10 protein-coding genes are annotated in these 20,580 nt (G+C 65.6%); 8 read left to right on the plus strand and 2 right to left on the minus strand.

Features of this window, described 5'->3' with window-relative positions:
- Positions 1–423 precede the first annotated feature (423 nt).
- Together ACSSVG_RS06130 and ACSSVG_RS06135 are read right to left on the minus strand one after the other, a co-directional pair.
- A complete protein-coding gene (locus ACSSVG_RS06130; RefSeq protein WP_492417902.1) occupies positions 424–6,192 on the minus strand; it encodes a DUF6531 domain-containing protein in 5,769 nt (1,922 codons plus the stop codon).
- A 189-nt stretch (positions 6,193–6,381) separates the two neighbouring features.
- Positions 6,382–6,663: a pyrophosphorylase gene (locus tag ACSSVG_RS06135; protein ID WP_144653423.1), complete on the minus strand. Its 282-nt coding sequence runs from the start codon at positions 6,661–6,663 to the stop codon at positions 6,382–6,384.
- Positions 6,664–6,895: 232 nt separating this feature from the next.
- Here ACSSVG_RS06135 and ACSSVG_RS06140 point away from each other — a divergent pair, with 232 nt between their 5' ends.
- The 8 genes from ACSSVG_RS06140 (at position 6,896) to ACSSVG_RS06175 (ending at position 20,554) form a co-directional block, all read left to right on the plus strand.
- Complete coding sequence (locus tag ACSSVG_RS06140; RefSeq protein ID WP_492417903.1) at positions 6,896–9,757, plus strand: hypothetical protein; 2,862 nt, start codon at positions 6,896–6,898, stop codon at positions 9,755–9,757.
- Positions 9,754–11,097 carry a hypothetical protein gene (locus ACSSVG_RS06145; protein WP_492417905.1) on the plus strand — a complete coding sequence of 448 codons (1,344 nt, stop codon included), beginning with the start codon at positions 9,754–9,756 and terminating at the stop codon, positions 11,095–11,097. Before ACSSVG_RS06140 ends, ACSSVG_RS06145 begins: the two co-directional genes overlap by 4 nt.
- A 56-nt stretch (positions 11,098–11,153) precedes the next feature.
- The gene (locus ACSSVG_RS06150) at positions 11,154–15,443 is read left to right on the plus strand and encodes a type VII secretion EssC family protein (protein WP_492417907.1); all 4,290 of its coding nucleotides are present in this window, start codon (positions 11,154–11,156) and stop codon (positions 15,441–15,443) included.
- 73 nt (positions 15,444–15,516) lie between these two features.
- Entirely contained in the window at positions 15,517–17,499 is a 1,983-nt protein-coding gene (locus tag ACSSVG_RS06155) for a serine/threonine-protein kinase (protein WP_492417908.1), read from the plus strand.
- A 130-nt stretch (positions 17,500–17,629) separates the two neighbouring features.
- The gene (locus ACSSVG_RS06160) at positions 17,630–18,184 is read left to right on the plus strand and encodes an SRPBCC family protein (protein ID WP_492417910.1); all 555 of its coding nucleotides are present in this window, start codon (positions 17,630–17,632) and stop codon (positions 18,182–18,184) included.
- Positions 18,185–18,336: 152 nt separating this feature from the next.
- Positions 18,337–18,957 carry a hypothetical protein gene (locus ACSSVG_RS06165; protein ID WP_492417912.1) on the plus strand — a complete coding sequence of 207 codons (621 nt, stop codon included), beginning with the start codon at positions 18,337–18,339 and terminating at the stop codon, positions 18,955–18,957.
- A 119-nt stretch (positions 18,958–19,076) separates the two neighbouring features.
- The gene (locus ACSSVG_RS06170) at positions 19,077–19,817 is read left to right on the plus strand and encodes a YcnI family copper-binding membrane protein (protein ID WP_231341271.1); all 741 of its coding nucleotides are present in this window, start codon (positions 19,077–19,079) and stop codon (positions 19,815–19,817) included.
- 104 nt (positions 19,818–19,921) lie between these two features.
- Positions 19,922–20,554: a DUF4232 domain-containing protein gene (locus ACSSVG_RS06175; protein ID WP_492419157.1), complete on the plus strand. Its 633-nt coding sequence runs from the start codon at positions 19,922–19,924 to the stop codon at positions 20,552–20,554.
- Positions 20,555–20,580: the final 26 nt, after the last annotated feature.

Raw genomic sequence — 20,580 nt, forward strand, 5'->3', positions numbered from 1 at the left:
AATACTAAGTTCCGAAGTAACCGCCTGCAGTAAGGATGGACTGACCCATAACCCACTGGCCAGCAAGACATGCCATGATCATGGCTGTTCCTAGAATGTAGGTCCCGACGCGAGATCCCTTTCGCATCCGGTGCGCATCAGGCTTTCTACCGGACCGCCAAAAGAGGAAGAGCACAAGAAACACAATGAGCATGGCCATCTGCATTGGAATCCCATTGCCAGAGCGATCAAACCTCCCGTCGTAGGGCATTCGCGTATCCCAAGGGACGTGAGTGAAAACAAACACTGCAATACCTATACAAAGCAATGCGACAATCACGCAAAGTATGTCTATATATCTACAGGCTTTCCTTCCCAATCGCAGATCTTCGTCCGTGAAATCATCCTTTGCCCCCGAATTCCCCTTTGCACCATTCTCATCATCTACCACAGTGGCGCCCCTGTTCCTTGCTTTACAACTTCATTGCCCACAAATTTCACGCTTTCAACGATAGCCCCGGCATGCGCTCCGCCGTAGGCTGCCATGCTGTGAGTCATCCAGCCTGGATTGGGACTCAGTTCCGCGGCCCCTGGGAAGCGTGTAAGCACCCCCCCTCCCAGTCCGTCATAGACCATCTCCGCGGCTCCGTAGCCCTCACCACGAATCGCATGATCAACGGAGCCGCCAGCGAGTGATCCTCCCGCGCCGACACCGTATTGAACGAATGACGAGAACCGACCTGTCAGCGGTTGGGCTAAATAGCCCGCTTGGGAGCCAATGGCTCCACTGACGATACCGCCACCTGCAGCTCCAAGGACGCCCTCGGGTTTCCACTCGTTCGGTGATCGCTGTACAAGGTACATGCCTGTGTTGCCTAGTCCCCCCGATATCCCATTCGTCAGTGCCGCCCGGCCCATCTGCTGGGCCGACAACTGCGACAAGTAACTCCCCGCACCGGCACTGACACGGGACACTCCCGCAGTGACCGCAGTCCCAACACGCGAACCCACAGCCGACACAGCAGATCCTGCCCTGGCCGCACCCGACGCAACCACGGAGCCCGCACGGCCCATCGCAGGAAGCAACTGCGTACTCACCGCCGTACCAGCCCGACCGAGCCCTGCCGTCACAACGCTGCTGACCTTCCCAGCCAACGGCCCTGCAACCACGCCAACGGCACCCGTCAAAGCCACCTGCCCCCAATTGACCGAACCGGTGGTTGCTTTCTGGATGATCGTGTCAGCACCCGCACCGATCAAGGCCAAACCAACCGGCCCACCAACACCGGTAGCCATCAACACACCACCAGCGATCACCATCGCACCACCAGCCAAATACTCCCAGTTGTCTCCGAGCCAGTCTCCTGCTGCTGCGAGGGCGCCGCGGGAGGAGCCGTCGTAGGCTTTCAGGTCAGCGTCGGTCAGGGGTCGCAGGCCGGTGGGGTCAGAGGTGTTGAGGGGGTTGTTTCCGGCGTAGGAGTAGGGGTTGCCGTCCCAGCCCGCGCCCAGGACGGGGGCTAGGGGGTCGGTGGAGAGGAAGCCCCGGGTGGCCGGGTCGTAGGCGCGTTTGCCGAGCCATTCGAGCCCGGCGATGTCGATCCCGCCACCAGCGGTCAGGCCGATCCCGGCGGGCAACGCACCACCGAACCCAGCAGCGGAACCCACCCCTGTACTGGTTCTTGCGGGGCTGCCCGGGTGTGGGGTGGTGGGGGTGCCGAGGACGGCCCAGGGATCGTGCTGGTCGGTGGGGCGGGCGGCACGCCACCCGGGCGCGGTGAAGGCGTCGCCGATGCCGGTGACCCCGCCGGGCAGGGACAACACCTGGGTGGTGTTGGCACCGGCGAGGGTCGGCACGGGCGATGCGGTGTCCCACCACAACTGTGTGCCGTCCACGGTGGCGAGTTCACCGAGCGCGTCGACGTGGAGCCGATGCCTGGACACCTCTCCCCCGTCCCGGTCCCGCCCGATGACGCCGGTGAGGTAGCCGGTGGGGCCCCAGGCGTATTCGGTCCAGGACCCGCCCGGGTTGATCACCCGCACCCGCCGACCCAACCCGTCATACACGTACTCAGTCCGGGCCCCGTCAGGTTCCGTGACAGTGTCAGGTTCCGTGACAGTTAGGAGCTGCCCTGCGGCGTCGTACTCATAGGTGCGGGCCCCGGTGGGGGTGGTTTCGCGGAGCAGCCGCCCACCGGCGTCGTACTCCCACCCCACCACCGAACCGGACGCCTCCGAGTCAGTCACGGTGGTGGTGGTGGCGGAGATCATTTGCCCGGCAGTGTCGTACCCGTACCGGGTCACTGCCCCGTTCCGGGCCAGGCTGGTGATCCGGCCGCCGTCCTCACGACCGATCAACGTCACATCAGCAGTGCCCGGAGGTTTGGTGCCGTTGTCGGCGGTGGTGGTGCGGGTGTGCTCGACCAGGCTCCCTCCCCGATACACCCACTCCTGCACCAGGTCCCCTGCTGTGGCGGTGGTGATCCGCCCGGAGGCGTCGTGGGTGAAGGCCGCGTCCCCGAGCAACGGGTTCGAAACCTTCACGACCCGGCCTGCGGGGTCGTGGGTGTAGCGGGTGATGGTGCCGGTGGGGTCGGTGAACCCGGTCCGGTTCCCGTCACCGTCGTACTCCCACCCCAGCGTCCCGGTCCCGTTCCCGTTGCCGTTGGACTTTCGGGTGAGGAGTCCGCGTCGGTCAAAGCACAGTTCGTGCTCCACCGCATACCCGGGCCCGCCGGTGTGGTCGGTGATGACCACCCTGCGGCCGGCAAGGTCACGGGTGATGGCGGCGATCAGTGCACCGTCCACCGAGGTGGACGCTTCCCGGCCCGCGGCGTCGTAGGCCCAGGTGGTGGTGTGCCCGTCCGGGTCCGTCTGCGAGAGTTGCCGGCCGGCCGGGTCATACGTGGCGGTGGTGACACGGCCGAGCGGGTCCGTGACACTAGCGACTTGGTCCGTGGCCGTGTAGGTGCGGGTCGTGACCCCACCGGTGGGGTCGGTGATGCGGGTGAGGCGGCCGCGGGTGTCGTACTCGAACCGGGTCCTGCCCCCTACCCCGTTGATGGTCCCGGTCAGTTCCCCGGCGGTGTTGTATTCGAAGCGGCGGGTCCCGTACCAGGAATCCTGGGCGAAGCTCAGCCGCCCGACCTTGTCGTACCCGTACCGGGCCGTCCCCTCCCCCGGGGTATGCCTCGCGGTCAACCGGCCACACGCGTCGTAGGCGAAGGTTTCGATCTCCCCGGTGGGCAGTCTCCTCGCGGTGAGGCGCTGGTCCGGGTCGTAGGACAGTTCCGTGACCGCCCCGACCGGGTCAAAACTGCGGAACGGGCGGCCGCAGTGGTCGTATTCGAACCGGGTCACCGCCCCCGTCGGGGAGGTGATCGAGGTGATCTTCCCCGCAGCGTCGCGGCCCAGGACCGTCAACCCGCCCTCACCATCGACCAACTCGACCGGGTTCCCCGCCGCGTCATAAGAGACCAGCTCCGCGGACCCGTCCGCGGCTTCCGTCTTGGTGGGGCGGCCGTACTCATCAAAACTGTAGGTATTCGTGGCGAACGCGTCGGTCAGGGACGCGGTGCCGCTGGTCCGGTCGGTGACGGCTCCGGTGCGGACACCGGTCGGATCCACGACGGCGGTGAGGGCGCCGACTGTGTCGTACTCCCGCACCCAGTCATGCCCGCCCGGGTCCGTGATCCCCACGAGCCGGGAGAGGTTGTCGTGGGTGAACCCCCACGACGCCCCGTCCGGCAACACCGCCGCGGTGAGGTTCCCGAGCTCATCAACCACCCGCTCGATACTGCGCCCGAGCGGGTCGGTGGTGCGGAACAGTTCCCCGTTGGGGGCGTACTCGAACACCGTCCTTCCCCCGTCAGGGGCAACCATTGCGGTGGTCCGGCCCGCGGTGTCGTGCTCAAAAGCCCACACCGCCCCATCCGGGTCCACCCGACGTGTCAGCACCCCGGCAGCGTCGTAACTGAACCGGGTCTCAGCCCCCGACGGGCTCAACGCCGTGACCGGACGGCCCGCCCGGTCCCGCACAATCCTCGCGGTGTCACCTGCGGCGTTGGACGTTCCGGTCAGGTCCCCGAACTCGTCGTACTCAAAACCGATAGTGACCCCGACCGGGTCCGTGACCTGGGTCAGGAGCCCGTCCCGCCATACCAGCTCGGTCCGGCCACCCAACGGGTCCACCACCACGGACGGGTCCCGGGAGACCTCATCGGCGTACTCATACGTCACGGTCGCACCGGACGCGGTGACCAGGGTGGTGATGCGGTCCTGCTCGTCCCACCCATACGTCAGGTCTGCGCCTTCCGGGGTCACGGTCCGGATCTTCCGGCCGCGGGCGTCGTAACCGTGGACCGTGACAGCACCGTCACGCTCGGTCAAAGACACCAGATTCGAATGCCCGTCATAAGACATGGACTGGCGCCGGTCCTCCGCATCCAACACCCCCACCAGGCGGCCCTTGCCATCGGCGACCCAGGAGTTGGACCGGGACCCGTCCTCATCGGAGACCACAGTGACCCGGCCCGGTAAGTACGCGAACCTCGTCCGCCGCCCATGCTGCGTGACCTGCATGATGACACGGCCGGCCTCGTCATACGTGTTTTCGGCTTCCACCACACCCGCGGCCGAGACCACCGAACCGATCAGGCCCTGCTCGTTCCACCGATACACCCTCGTACCGGTCTCCGTGCCCACACTGGTCAGCCGGCCCTCGGCGTCGTAACCGTACTCAACCCGGCGCCCATCCGATGAACGGACCACCCCGACAACACCGTCAACGTAATCGATCTCCACGAACCGGCCCCGCACATGCACCAACCGGTCAACCACACCCGGCCCACCGCCGTCGACCGCTGCCTCCGCATCCGGCGAAGCCGCTGCTTCGCGGTGGGCGGAGATGGTCCGGCCGGGCCCTGCCCCGGTCCCGAGCCACACCCCGGCAGTGGTGTAAGCCCACCAACCGCCCTGGTTATCGGTCACGACCAACACCTCAGTAACACCTGTAGGGACCGAGGTCAGCTCCGCCAGGAACGGTGTGCCGGCATCTTCGCGGGTGAGCCAGTAGTTCTCCCCGACGGCGCGGGCCCAGCCGGCCCCTTCGCGGGGGAAGTCCACCGCCCGGCCGTCGGCCATCACCCAACGGCAGCCCTCATCGGACATAACCAGGTGCTGGTCCAGGACCGAGGCCCAGCCCGGACCAAACACCCCAACAGTGTCCAGGCCCGAGCCGAGGGAGTTATACATCCTTGTGACCGCCAGGTCCGCGGCCGCCCCGGCGAACCCGAGATCGGTTTCGGGTTCAATGAAGTTCCCCGTGGCCGTGTTCACCGGATCGTTCGCGTACCCGGACGAGGGCATCGCCCCGGCCGCGGTGGGCGGGTCAATGACCAACCCGGTCCGGGTCCCCGAAACCCCGGCCGCGGCCAGTGCCTCGTTCACCGCCGCGTCCGAGAGGGTCGAAACCGCGCCCTCGCTGCCGGCGGCAGCGAACGCGTCCGCGACCACCACAGCCCACGCCGCGTCCGCCTCGTTAGCCGCCAGATACTGCCGGAACGCGGTCACCACACCCGCGGCGTCGATCCGGCCCCACCCGCACCGGTCCGCGAACGAAGACAACTCCGACTCCAAAGACCCCGGCACCGACGCAACACCCTCATCCAGGCCACGCGAACCAGCCGCGAAAGTCCGCAACGACTCCGGACGGGCCGAGGAGACCCCGCCCCCAAACCCGCCACCCGGGCCAGGGGTCTCCCGCGACCCCGACACCGGAGACTCCGAAGGGAACGACGGCGCACTGCCGGGCTCCATATTCGGACGGGCCTCCTCACCCCAAAGGTTGTCACCAAACTGCTCGAGCCAGTTGCGGTTGTTATGCCGCCGCACCCACTCGTTGTTCTCCCGGCGCCGGTCATCCTCTTCCCGCGCCTCGGAAATCATGGTCCCCACATACCCGGCCACCGTCCGTAACGCCGCGGCCAGGGACTCCGCATCCCGGGACGCCGTAGCCGCGTTCGCCGCGAACACCTCCGAGAAATGCCCCCGGAAATCCTCCCCCGCCCCGGTCACCAACGGCGTCCGCGACCCCGAATGCTCCTGGACCCGCGACGCTGCGGACTCAAAAGCACCCTTCACCGACTCGGCAACCCCATACACAAACCGGCCATCATCGGAATCCGGCAACAACGGCATCTCAACGAACTCGGTCACAACCACAGCCCCCCACAGCACAAGAACGCGAACAAAACCAACAACCCACACAAACCCGGCACCACAAGACCACCAGCACCACAACCACAAGAGCCGGTGCAACAACAACACAGCGCAACGGCCGGGCAACCACACCACGCATCAGCGCGGCACGATCACCCGGCCCCCACACTCACACCAAAAAAAGAATCAGGCCCCGCCACCAGCAGAGAAAATATCCTGCGAAATCTTCTGCAACTGACCCCGCAACTGCTCCAACTCCTCCCGCGCCTTATCCAACGCAGCCTTTGTCTCCGGCCACGTCGAACCACGGAACTCAGCAGCCAACGGACCATCCCACACATTCGGATCCGACAACACACGACCCTGCGCATCCAACGCCGAAATCTGATCCGTAAACCCACCAGTAATAATCGACTGCACCTGACCAATTGCAGCCTTGGCTTGCTCAGTAGACAACACACGCGACATAGAACTTTCCTCCCAATAAGAACAATCGCAACACCCAAGCCAAACAAACCCAGGCGACCAGACGCCCCCTAAACTACCAACACCACCCAATAAATCCAACAAACAGAGAAATAACTATTGCTTCGTATTTCCGGCTGTGACCTGCGGGATCCTTGCGAGGCAGGATTAGTCCATTCGTGAGCGCAACCCCGTATGATACTCAAGGCACCGTGAACGAATGAGGGGACGATCCATGCCCAGGCAGGCTAGTTTTAACCAGCACCACCCGGGGCGTCGCATCCCCCCGGGCCGCGCTCTCGGCATCGCCTTGGTCGCCCTGGGATTGATCGCGACGACGTCCTGCACCCAGACTCCCGAGCCGGAGCCAGTAACCAACCCCGTCAAGCTCCTTCAGAGCGTGCGCGTGGGCTTGTCCCCTGCCGCCGGAGTCCAGACGATCGAAGGCACCACCATTTCCGTATCCGCTGCGGGTGACTCGTCCGCGGAAAACACCACGTACGACACCGCCAAGGTAGTGGGCGAACTCCCGGTGCGCGTGAGCCTGCAGTACCGCGCCGGGGAAAAGTCGGGCTCCGACCTCGCTGACCTTAAGGGCCACACCGGGCCGGTGGAGATCAACCTGACTCTCGAGAACCTCACGGTCAAACCCCAGAACATCCAGTACGACGCCGCCGGCCAGGCCCGCTCCGACACCGCTTTGGTAGGCGCCCCGCTGACAATCGCCGCGTCGACCAAACTACCCGGCATCCGGGCGGACGACGTAACACCTGGCTCAGCCGACGGCGTCACAGGTACCAACGGAGTCCTGAGCAGTACCGAAGACGGCGCCACAGTTGTCCAATGGGCCACGGTCCTGGCTCCCCCACGTTCCGGAGCGAGCACGACGCTGCGTCTCGCCGCAGACGTGAAGGACTTCCAGGTTCCCGAATTCGACGTCGCTGTTCAGCCTGGCCTCAATACGGACCTCAGTGCCAACGGAGTGCTCTCCAGCGCCTTCTCGTCCGGGACAGGTTCGGAAATGGAGCTGCAGCGCCGGACAATCTCGCTGGTATCGGACGTCAACACGGTCCTGGCCAAGGCCGGGTCCACCATCACCGAGGTTCGCCGGAACCTGCAGGCAACGTCGCAGACCCTCGGCGCCAAGACAGCCGGTGAACTGCGCGATAACTCCCAGGCACTGGCTGCGACCATGTCGGACCTGAAGCAGCAACTGAAGGTTCTGGGCACTGATCTGGAGTCTTCAACCACCGCCACCCAATCCACCACCATGTCCCAGTTGAAGCTGACGGTCTCCGCCGTGGACGCGATGCTGGGCGACACTTCCGCCACACCCCCGGTCGCTCCCATCACTGGTGACGGTTGCACCGCGGAGGTTGCCAAAGCGGCGCCGGCGGCCACCGTGTACTCCAGCGTCCTCACGATGTCCTCACAGCTGGATGCCTACGCGAAAGTCAGCGCAAGCTGCCGGGACACCGTTGCCGGCGCCCTCAAAGCCACAATGGGACCCGAAAACCCGTCCGCTGCCGAATGCGCTGAGCAGGGTTCCATGACCTGCTCTCTTTATGGTTCGGCCGTAACGGTTACCGGAGCGCTTCTGGGTCTGGTGCAAAAGGGCGACGAACTCGTCTCCGGTCTCCAGCCGCAGGTCGTCGAAGGCGCGATCAAAGACCAGGCGACTTCCGCCGTCGCACTTGAAAAAGTGCGCACCGACCTCGATGCGATGCTTGACGGCTCTGGAACGTCCGAGGATTACAGCAAGGCACTGGCTGCACTGGACACGGCCATCAAGTCCGCCGCCGACTCTGCAGCCGCGACGCGGAAAGCAGCCACCGCAGCTCAGACCAGCGTTGACGCCCTCCGGCAGAAACTGCTCGCAATCGCCACCAATGCCAAGGCAGCCAAGGGCGAACTCGGTCAGGGAACCTGGCTGAACGGCTCCATGCTGCAGCAGAACCAGAAGGTGGCGGACGAGCTGTGCAAGCTGTCCGATGACAGCCTCATCCCCGGCAAGGGCAAGCTGTCCACGAAGGACGTTGAGCGGCTGCGTTCCTATCTGACGTCAGTGCCGTGCGAACCGACTGATGAGGACGGCAACCCCTCACCCGGGCTGAATCCGCCCCCGGGCTTCAAAGAGCCTTTGGACGTACGGCTTGAAGGCCAGTCAACTGCCTGGGACGAGGTCCTTGCAGCCACCGACACCACCGCTGCCGACCAGGCAATCGGCCAGGCGTTCTCGGCACTGGAGACCACCTTCGACGACGCCGATACCAAACTGGAAGCCATCAAGGCGGCCGCCAAGACGCTCGACGGCGCCGCAACAGGAAACGTCAACGGCACCAAACGGGGACTTGAGGCGCTGGATGCTGCACTCGCTGGCGCGATTGACTCATCCGGCACCGTGACGACCGCACTCGCGAAGTTGAAGGAGCAGCAGGACGGACTTGGCGAAAAGATCAAGGAATCCCTCCGCGACGTTTCCGCCGAAACCGCTGCCGAGGTCTACAAAACCGTGGGCGAACAAGTGCGTCAGGTTGCCGACATCGGCGATGCCAGCTCTGAAGCCGTGACCACGGCTTTCAACCGGTCCATTTCCGGGCTGAAGTCCACCTCGGACGACGTTGTGAAGGACGCCGAGGGAACGGTCAACAAACAGCGGGACGAGCTGTTGGGCCAGAGCGGTGACCTCACAGCCGCCCTGTCCAAGAGCACACAGTCCTCGCTGGACACCATCGCGTCCAGCACGTCCGGCTCCACCCGCGACGTCGAAGGTGCCAGCGCCCTTCTCGCTTCCAGCCTCAACAAAGTGATGCTGGATCTCGGTGACCGCGCGGTCAACGGCTCGGGCCTGCTCGGCTCCATGGCCACCAGCGCGGCAAAAGCGGACACCGCGGACTTCCAGTTGGCCCTGGCCTCCCAGAATGCGGAAGGCTACGCCAACATACGCTCCCGCGACGTTGCAGGACTTCTCCTGCGCCAGGCCCAGTTCAAGGCCTCGCTCACTGCAGTGGATGAACTGCCGCCGTTCCAACTCGAGGTCCCTGCAGGTGCGACGTCACAGACGCTCTACACACTGAAGATCGGCGGCACCGCGTGAACCCCCGAAACCGTCTCTTCGTCCTGATCGCTGCGGGAGCCGCCGTCGTGATTGCTGCTGCCGTGGTCCTGACCATGACACTGAACCGCCCCACGGAAGCTCCCCGGCCCGATCCTGTGGCCGCAACAGTTCCTGTCGCCCTGAAGGCTGACGGCCTCCCGGCGGACTTTTCGATCGGCGTCGTCATGACGTTCGGCCAGTCCGGGGAGCCCGGTACCGAATACAACCGTGCAGCACAGGGTGCTGTAGTGGCGGCACAGCGTTTCGCCCAAGGCGGGGCGACAGTCACCCTGCCCACCCAGAACGACCAAGGCACTGAAGACGGAGCCCGTGCCGCCGTCGCAACACTCGCCGAGCAAGGTGTGTCCGGCGTTGTCGTAGCCAGCACAGGGCCGCAAGCCCGAGCAGCAGCGAAGGCAGCTGAGGAGCGGGACCTCCCGGTTATCCTGCCTTACAGCGAGGCGTCGGAACCGACTCACACCACGTGGACCACTGGACCAACGGCAGCCTCTGTCCAGGCCGGCCTGGGGACCGCACTTGCCGGCAAGAGCCGCGTGCTGCTGGTCAGCGACGGCGGTCAGGTCCCGGCATCCGTCACTCCCGCTGACACACTGACGCTGGATGGCTTGTCCGACGTGTCCGGCTTGGCCCAGGAAGCTGCCATCCGCACAGGCGACCAGCTTCGGCCGCCGTCCAAGGATGCGCCGGCTGACGCTGAGGGCACACGGATTGCCAACCCCGCAGACGCTGTTGTGGTGTCGGCGGCAACCCCGCAGCGCCTGGCGCGGCTTGTCCAAGCCCTCCAGTCACGCGACGTGTCTGTACCGCTGATACTTCCCGACGGCGCCACCACCCCCGCGTTCGCGTCCTCGCTTTCGGAGTTGGACGGCACTGCGTCAGGACAACTGGTCAGCATTGCGCCGGCAACCGGCGACGCTGTCGCGCTCCAGCAGGACGCCCAAGGGCGGGGAATGTCCGCATTCCTCGCCGGCATCAGGCTGGCTACCGGGAATCCGGAGATCAAGAACCTGACGGACGATACCCCGTTCTCGTCGGACGCGTGGGCCGCGGACGCACGCAGCCATGACGCAGTGGTGGCCTTGGTCCGCGCGGCTGCCCTGGCCGGGAGCAACGACCCCGCGAAGGTCGGAGCGTCGCTTCGCACCATGTCGTTCGGTCCCGGAGAAGGACTCGCCGGACCAGCGCTGGACTTCTCGCAATCCCAAGCGCTCACCGCTGAACCAACCCCGGTCTACGCATCCTCCCAGGACCTTGGTCTCCGTCCGGCGGACGAAAACGCGCCACGGCTCGTCTGGGTACCGGCGCCAGCCAGCCCCTAACCAACCATTCTGTCCCGGCCTGAAGGGAACAGATCCACTACAGGAGGAGCGCCCCGGTGCGTGTGCTGATCGACTTGGACGATCGTCGTTTTGAGTGCGAGGTTGCCCATGCTGCGCCCGCCACCACGCTGTCCGACTTAGTGGAAGCCGCCGGCGGACCCAGGGTTTCGCCTGACGAGCCGGTGTTTGTCAATGAGACAGAGGTCCGGGGTGCCACGCCGCTCTCCGAGCTGATTCTGCTGGAAGGCAGCCGCATCTCACGCGCGCCCTGGCCGGTTCCGGACCGCGTGCGTGGGTGGAGCCTCACGCTGGCCGGCGGCCAGCGCACCGGTGGTGTCGTGAATGTTCCGCAGGGGCGTGACATGCTCATCGGCAGGTCGCCCCATGCTGATCTCAGCCTTCCCACCGAAAGTGCGTCGTGGGATCACTTCCGCCTTCGCCGCGAAGAGGACGGACTGCGGGTGGTGGATGGAGGCTCCACCAACGGCACCTTGGTCAACGGCGAGCCCGTGGGCGAGGACGGAGTCCTGGTCACTCAGACAGCCACCATCACGGCGGGCGGCACGGTCCTTCTCCTACGACCAACCCTGGAGGAGACCCCCGCTCCCGCTCCGGGGAGCCTGCATAACCTGACGCCGGCCTCCACCGCTCCCTTCAACAGGCCACCGCGTCCCGGCCGCGCCCCGGCCGGCGATCCACTGGTTCCTCCGAGTCGCAAGGACGTACCGCCGGCCAACAAGTTCAGTTACATCACGGTACTGGCACCGCTGGTCATGGCGGTTGCGATGGTGATGATCCTGAGGGACATGCGCTTCGCCATGTTCGCCATGCTCAGTCCCGTGATGGCGGTGGGCATGTGGTTCGAGCAGAAGCGCCGCCATGCCCGCGGCCTCAAGGAAGAGGCAGAGCGCTTCGACGGGGCGCTCATGGAGTTCGAACAGCAGATCCGTACGGCCGCAGAGGTGGAAACAGCCCGGAGGCACCGGATGGTCCCCGATCCCGCCACGGTTGTTCGTCGTCCTGCGCTTCCGGCTACCTCACTGTGGCAGCGCCGTGCGGACTCGGACGACTTCCTGGCCCTGCATGCCGGCACCGGTGATGTGCCGTGGCAGCCAGAGGTGGACCGGGCTGCGGGCTCGCGTCCGGACGAAAAAGTCAAGGAATCCCTCACGGCAGCCCGTCTCTTGGCCGCACCCGTTCTGGTGGACCTGACCGACGCCGGCGTGGTGGGCATCGTTGGCTCACGGGACGGCGCTTTGGCGTTGGCCCGCTCCCTTGTCGCCCAGGCCGCGGTGCATGTTGGTCCGGCAGATCTGACGATCGGCGTTTTCTGCGACGCCGGCCGGGCCGATGAATGGGAATGGGCCTCGTGGCTGCCGCATACACGCCAAACGGGCAGCAGCTCGGGCGAGCGGTGGATGTCCGCGCATCGTGAAACCAGCTTGGCCATGCTGCGCATGCTCAAGGACTCAGTAGAGGAACTGCCCACCCCGGCGCTCATGGTGGTCCTCGATTCCGACGTACTCACGGAAGGCAGGGACGCCCCGGCCCGCGCCTTGCTCGGCATGGGCCGTTCCGTGCCAGGCGGCCATATCAACCCGCAGCAGCGCCCACCCCGCGTGGCGGGCATCGTCATAGCGACGTCCGAGGAGCAACTTCCCGCGTCCTGCACCACCATCATCAGGGTTGGGACCGACGCTGCAGCCACCGTGGACCAGCCGGAGGACCTGACCCGGGTGGAGGACGTCATCCTGGCAGGTCTCGACCAGGAAGAAGCCCTGCGCTGCGCCACACGCTTGGCACACTTCGATGATCCCGAGCTCAGCGTTCCCGGGGCTTCCTTGCCCTCCTTGGTGCGGATGCCGGGCATGCTCGGCTACGAGCGCCCCGACGCGGCGACGATCCGCCGGATGTGGCAGGCCCCCACCGGCGTTTCCACACCTATAGGTACCGGCGAAAACGGGCCACTCACCCTGGACTTGGTCAAGGACGGTCCCCACGGGCTGGTGGGCGGCACCACCGGCTCCGGAAAGTCTGAATTCCTGCGCTCCCTCGTAGCCGGCCTCGCTGCCCGCAACGATCCGACCTGTTTGAACTTCATTCTGGTGGACTTCAAGGGGGGTGCTGCCTTCAAGGCCTGTGAACGCCTGCCGCACACCATCGGAACCATCTCCAACCTGGACGAACAGTTGGCAGACCGCGCCCTGATCGCTTTGGAAGCAGAGATGGAGCGACGCCAGCGGATTTTCGCCGAGGCAGGCGAGGGCATCGACAACCTCAACGCCTATTTGGCAACGAACCCGGCCGAGCCGATGCCACGCTTGCTCCTGGTGGTGGATGAGTTCGCCATGCTGGCCAAGGATTTCCCGGACGTGCTCACAGCCCTCGTCAGCATTGGCGCCGTGGGCCGCACCTTGGGAGTGCACATGATCCTGGCGACGCAGCGCCCGGCAGGTGTGGTGAGCGACGACATCCTCGCCAACACCAACCTGCGCGTGGCGCTGCGCGTCCAGAGCCGCGACGACTCCAACAACGTTATTGGCGTCCCAGCTGCCTCGGCCATCGGCAGGGCCCAGATGGGCCGCGCCTTTGTGAAGCTCGGCCAGGACGACATCACGCCCGTCCAGACCGCGCTGGTCACCGGACAGGCACAGCTCGACGGCGGTCCCGCCGTCGATGTTCGCGACATCCGGCAGTTCGGTGTCCCCGCCCCCGCGCCTGTACTTCCACGGTCCGCGGCAGTGGACGAGAACGATCTGGATCTCCTCATCGACGCCGTTGTCGATGCCAATACAGAGGCTGGCTTCGCCCCTCCGCGGCAGGTCTGGCCAGAAGCGCTGGGCGAACGCGTGGAGCTGGACGGCTTTATGGCGGAGGCTTCTCCGGTGCACGCCTCTACCCCAAGGCTTCCGACAGTGGGCCGCGTCCACGGGTCGACCGTTATGGTGACCCTGCTGGACGAGCCCGAGTTGCAGCGTCAGTCCGCAGCCGGATGGGACATGTCCGTGGGCAACCTGATGCTGATGGGTGTGGCAGGCTCCGGCACAAGCACCACTCTGGCGTCCATCGCGTTGGCGCTTGCCAGGGAGGCAGATCCCACCGAACTGGATCTGATGATTCTGGACATGGGCTCCGGGGACCTTGAGATGCTGAAACGCCTGCCGCACACCGTGGCCTACGTAGGTACGGGTGCCGGCGCCAAGGAGCAGCAGGCCCGATTCCTGCGCCATTTGAGCACTGAGCTGGAGAGTCGCCGCGCGGCACCGGGTACGCATCGTCGCATGGTGGTGCTGCTTGACGGCCTGGCATCCCTCCGTGACGAATTCCAGGACTTTGAAGGGCAGCAACTTCTGGGCCTGCTGTACCGCGCATACGCCGACGGCCCGGCGCTTGGCCTGTCCTTCGCCGTGACCACCACCCGCGCCAAAGCGGTTCCTTCGGTCATGAATGAAGTAACGCTCCAGAAGTGGCTCTTCCGGCTCGCCGATAACTACGACTACTCCTCGCTGGGCGTGCGGGCCAAGAATGTCCCCGCGGCACTCCCCGGGCGCTGCGTAGACCCTCGCACCTCCCTGCAAATGCACGTTGCCACACCCGGAATCGGGTTGGAGGCCGCTGTGGATCGCGTCCGGCACAGTTGGGCCGAAGCACCTGCGAAGACCACCGCGATCCGGAGCCTGCCCACCGACGTCACCATGGCGGATTTGGGCGTGAAGCCGCAACTGGAAACCGAGCCGTGGCACATCCCCGTGGGGATCCGCGAGACGGACCTCGCCCCGGCCTTCCTGGAAATCTACGAGGGCGAGCACGCCCTGATCGCCGGGCCGGCCCGTTCGGGCAAGTCCACCTTGCTGCTGGCCTTGGCCGAAGCCGTTACTGGTGTAGCCACCTCCCGGGGTCCGGCCCAGGTCTGGGGCATCTGCGACCGCCGCTCGCCTTTGGCCACGGCCACTCTGGACAGGGTGGCCATCGGCACGGACGAGGTGCCGGCGCTGCTCGCTTCCCTGCGGATCGAGCGCGGACCGGTGTTCCTGCTGATCGACGACGCCGAACGCTTCGAGGACACGGACCAGTCCATTGCTGGGATCGTGGCCTCCGGGCCTCCGGGGCTGTGCATCATCGCGGCCGGGCGAGCCGCTGATCTGCGTGGGCTGTACAGCCACTGGACCAAGACTGTCCGCAAATCGCGCCTGGGCGTTCTTCTTCAGCCGGACGTGAATTACGACGGCGAACTGCTGGGTGCCACACTTCCGCGGAAGGCACCCGTGGCGCTGACCGCCGGACGCGGGTACATAGGGGTGGGCGGGCAAATGTCGCTCATCCAGTCGGTCAGCCCCGGGAGCTGAGCCGACGGGCAGTAGGCGCCTTGCGCTGGGTGGCCTTGGAGAGAACTGATCGACAGCTTTGGAGAGTACGGACATGCAATTGGCACAGACGGGGCAGGCGCTCGGAGCGTCTTACCGCTTCGGCGAACGGGTGGGTTCCGGTGCTGTTGGCGAGGTCTGGACCGTCACTTCGACGGACGGCCGGACGTTGGCGGCCAAAGTGCTGCGTCCGGAGCATGCCGATGATCCGTCCTTGGTGGAGAGGTTCGTCCGCGAGCGATCCGTGCTGTTGGGACTGCAGGACTCCCACATCGTCACCGTGCGGGACATGGTGGTGGAGGGTGCACGGCTGGCCATCGTCATGGACTACATCGCGGGCGGCTCGCTGCGCGACGTCGTCAAGGTTGAAGGCCCGTTGCCGTCCGAAGACGCCGTGAAAGTTGCCGCCGAAATCTTCGATGCCCTCGCGTTTGCCCACTCACGGGGCGTGACGCACCGCGACATCAAGCCGGACAATGTGCTCCTCACCCGCCCCTGGTCCGAGTGTGAAAGCGGCGACATACGCGTGTCCGACTTCGGCATTTCCGACGTCGTGGGCGAGAAAATCCGCCAGACGACGGGCCTGATCGGCACTCCTCAGTACATGCCACCCGAACTCATCAGCCAGGGGCGGTCAGGCCCCGCCGGAGATGTCTATTCCACAGGCGTCCTGCTGTACGAACTCCTTGCCGGGCGCACTCCCTTCGCCGGTCCGGGCACGGACTTCAGCGTGGCTTACCGCCATGTCTCTTCGCGCCCGCCCCGTATTCCGGTGGACGATGCCTTGTGGGGCGTCCTGGATCGGCTGTTGTCCAAAGACCCCGACCAGCGACCGACGGCCGGTGAGGCTGCGTCGACGCTCCGACGCCTTGCGCCCGGGCTTGCGGGCAAGGCCGCTCTTCTCCGGGGGACAGCGCCTGAAGAGTTCGACGACGTCGAACGTCCCGCTACCGTCGTCCGCGGCGCCTTTACCGATGACGAACTTGCAGCCTTCGCAGCGGCCCCACCTGCCGGCGTCGATGCTGTGGCTCCGGACCTGGGGCAGGCCGGCAGCGGTACGATTGCCCGCCCCATGCCGCGCCGTGAAGTCCGCCCACAGGCGGAGGAACGGGCAAAGGAAAAAGACGCGCCCCCGTTCTGGCGGACCCGCAAAGCGCTTCTCCTTGCCGGTGGCGCGGTCTTACTGATCGTGGCCATGGTGGTGGGCTTCGTTCTCCTGTCCCCCGCCGGCCCGCAGGCAGCTCCCACTCCGCCTGGACAACAGTTGTCGGCGCAGTTGCAGGACCCTGCCCTGCCGACCGGGCTCACCATTTCACGAAGCGCCACGTATGAACCTTCCTCCGGTCGGGTCCGTTTAATGGTGTCCTACTCGGCGCAGAAAGCGCCGTTGTCCGGTGAATTCCTGGAGGTCATCCCCGGACTTGCCGATGGCGATGCCTGCCCGGCTGTGACGTGGGATGGTGGCACAGTGAGCCGTAACCAGGCTTCCATCACCGGTTTGGACGTTGCCTGCGGCTGGAAGATGTCCGGCGTGGAGATCCCCGCCGGAGGATCCGTGCAGCTGACCGCCAAGGTGCCGGTGGCGCCCGCGGACCAGAAGGCAATGGATGCCTGGCTCCGCAGCGGGTCGGCCGCGACCACGGCCGCCACGCAGAACCCCGCGGTCAAAGGCACGGCCTACCCGGTACAACGGCTCAAGGGTGTGGAGGTCCGCACGCCTGCCCGCGTTGTCACGCCCAGCCCCCTGAAAATAACGCTGGTTCCGGTGTGGGCGGGCGGTGCCGATGAACTCAATCCGCTCTACGTGAGCCCGGCTTCAGGTAAGCCATCGCAAATGCTCGCGGCGGTGACCGGCGGTGAAAAGGGGGTGCGGTTCGCCGACGGTTGTGGCGGTGCTTTGGCAGTGGACAGCTCAGGACTCACCGTCACCGCTCTGCAGATCACGCCACAGTGCACGGTCCGGGCCAGCGTGGGAAACTTCACCGAACTCCAGTCCGCGCCCTTCGGCATTACCTCCCGGGAGAACTCGGGCGAGTAGCCCCCACCGCCGAGGAGTTAGATCTCAGCACTTCCCAAGGCATGGGATCTAACCCTTCGGCGCAGCCAAGAGTAGATTAATCGCGGATGCCATCAGACACACTCGGAATCTGCGGACCGCGGAGGCAATCATGGCCGGGACCACTAACACAAGCAAAAGCACCGACTACGCGTTCGTCACCGTGTGGCGCGTGGCCGGCACACGCGAGGAAGTGGTGAGCGTCCTCGGCAACGCAGCGACGCTCAAGCAATGGTGGCCCTCCGTTTATCTCACGGTCACTAATGTCGCCGACGGCGGACCTGACGGCGTTGGCGCCAGCTTCGACCTCCACACCAAGGGCTGGCTCCCATACACCCTGCGCTGGCGGCTCACCGTTACCGAACCTGTGACCCTCGACGGCTTTGCCCTCACGGCAACAGGGGACCTTAACGGAACGGGCCGCTGGCGGTTCGAGACGGATGGACCTGAAGTCGTCATCACCTACGATTGGCGGGTCAGCGCAGCCAAACCACTGCTCCGTCGGCTGAGCTGGCTTCTCAAACCCGCCTTCTCTGCCAATCACCACTGGGCCATGGCGCGCGGCGAGGAAAGCCTCAAACTGGAGCTCCGCCGTCGACGTTCCATGCCAGGAGCCAGGGTGCCTGAACCGCCGAAACCCACGTTCGTCCGGCGCGCGAGGGGTTAGCTCCCGCCCCTTTGGCTCTTCCAAAGCCCCGAGATCCCGCCCCTCGGCGCAGGTATCCACATAGCCACCCATCCGAGGCCTGTTCGGCGCCGAACTCCCGATAGAATCAAGACGCCGACAATCAAGCAGCCAAAGAGATCAGGGAGGACCACGTGCGCTCATCGCGGACCAGGGCTCCCTTCCATGCGTTGCGGTCGGGCGTCATCTCGCTTGTGGTGGTTCTTCTCGCTGCAGGGGCGCACGTTGCGGGCGGCGGAACGCTGCCCACAGCTCCGGTCCTGCTGGCGCTCGTAGCGCTGACAGCCCTGGTTGCCACGCTGGCTACCCGTTTCAAGTTGAACCTCGTTACCATGGCAGGCCTCCTGGGCGCGGGACAATTGGCACTTCACGAGGCCTTCACCGCGTTGAGCCCCATCACGGCCATCGGTCCGGGGGCAAACCACCACCTCGGCGGCGAATCCTTGAGCCCCGGGGTGGACATCGCAGCGACGCACACCCATGAGCTCGGGACAGCTTTTGGCGCCATAATGCTGGTGGGCCACGTCCTGGCTACCTTTGCTTCTGCCGTCATTCTGACCAAGGGCGAGGACGCCCTCTGGCAGCTCGCAGCCTGGCTCCGGCCCTTGCTGGCGCTGCCCACCTTGGTGTTCAGGCCCGACGCCGGCGCCTCGCCTGTCGCACCGGGCACGCCCGATGTCTTCATCCCCCGCCCTTGGCGGAACCTCAGGCAAGACAGCCGACGCGGCCCGCCCGCCGTCGTCGTACTTCCTTAGTTCCGCCCGGCACCACGGCGTCGCAACAGCGCGCCGCAAACGCAAAGCCTTTGCATGGTGACGGGCCCCAAACCCGTACCCCCGCGCCGCTTCCGCCGGCGCCCCCGAAAGGCAATCCCATGAACAAGTCCGCCCTCCGTCGCACCCTTTCCGCCACCGCTGTCGCCGGTGGAACTGCCGCCCTGATGATGGCCGGCCTGGCCGGAGCCTCAGCGCATGTTGGGGCAGATCCCAACAAGACTGCTGCAAACTCCTACGCGCTGGTCACCTTCGGCATACCCCACGGTTGCGACACCTTCGGCACCACCAAAGTCGCCATCTCACTGCCCGAGGAATTGAACGACGCCCAGCCGACTGTCAACCCGAACTGGACCGTTGAGAAGGTGACAGAGACCCTCGCCGAACCCAAGAAGCTGGATGACGGCACCACCATCACCAAGAGGACCAGCCAGATCGTGTACACGGCCAAGGCACCGCTGGATCCGCACCTGCGCGATGCACTGGTCCTGTCAGTCAAGCTGCCGGATGCAGCGGGCAAGACCATTTACTTCCCCACTTTGCAGACCTGCGAGCAGGGGCAGACTGACTGGTCCGAGATCGCCAAGGAGGGGCAGGATGAGCACGAGCTCAAGGCCCCGGCACCGTCGGTCACCATCACCGCCGCTGCCGCGGAAGGCGACCACCACGCTGCCACAGCAGTCTCCACCGAGCAGGCCTCCGCGGTCACCGACGACGGCTCGCAGGCACGCAGCTGGGCCGGCCTGATCGCCGGCATCGCTGGCCTGGGTCTGGGCGGTGCGGCCTTCTTCCGCAGCCGCGCGGCCAAGCCCGCAGTGGCCAAGGCTGATTCCTCGAAGTAATTGACGCTGGATTGGCGTCCGGAAGATCACGATCCGGGCGCCAATCCATGCACTTGGCCGTGGCTCAATTGACTCGTGTCACGGCCAACGCAAGGCTGGTGCCCATGTGGACTCAGCGCATTAAAACAGGACTTGTGACGACGACGGCGGCCGCTTCGCTGCTGCTCCTGGCCGGCTGTGGGCCCAGCCCCAGCCCGGCGGGAACAAGTAGTGCCCCGCCCACCACTTCGACTCCGTCGGCCTCGGCGACGCCCAGTTCACCTTCTGCAACGGCTACAACGACGCCATCGTCGTCGGCCACTGCCACGTCAGCAGACTCCACCCTGTGCAAAGCTGCGTCATTGACTGCGGCCACTGACTCCACCGGCGGCGGAGCGGCGGGCAGCATCTACGAAAAGTTGATCTTGACGAACTCCGGGAGCACCAGCTGCATCCTGGAAGGCTTCGCGGGTGTCTCCCTGACCGCCAATGCCAGTGGTGAACCGATCGGCGAACCGGCAACCCGTGAAACCACCACCCCGGTCACCAAGATCGAACTGGCGCCGGGCAAGTCGGCGTGGGCTGAAATCCGTTACACGCAGGCCGGTAACTACGGCGATTGCACCAAGGTCCCAGCGGCCGGCTTCCGTATCTACCCGCCGAACGACACCGCATCGCTGTTCGTCGCCGAGCCGCACGATGCGTGCAGCAACGCCGGCATCAAGCTCCTGACCATCACCGCGTTCCAGGCAGTCTGACCTTGTCCCTACGGCTCCGGCTTATT

Source organism: Paenarthrobacter sp. E2MeOHC11 (genome assembly GCF_058744955.1).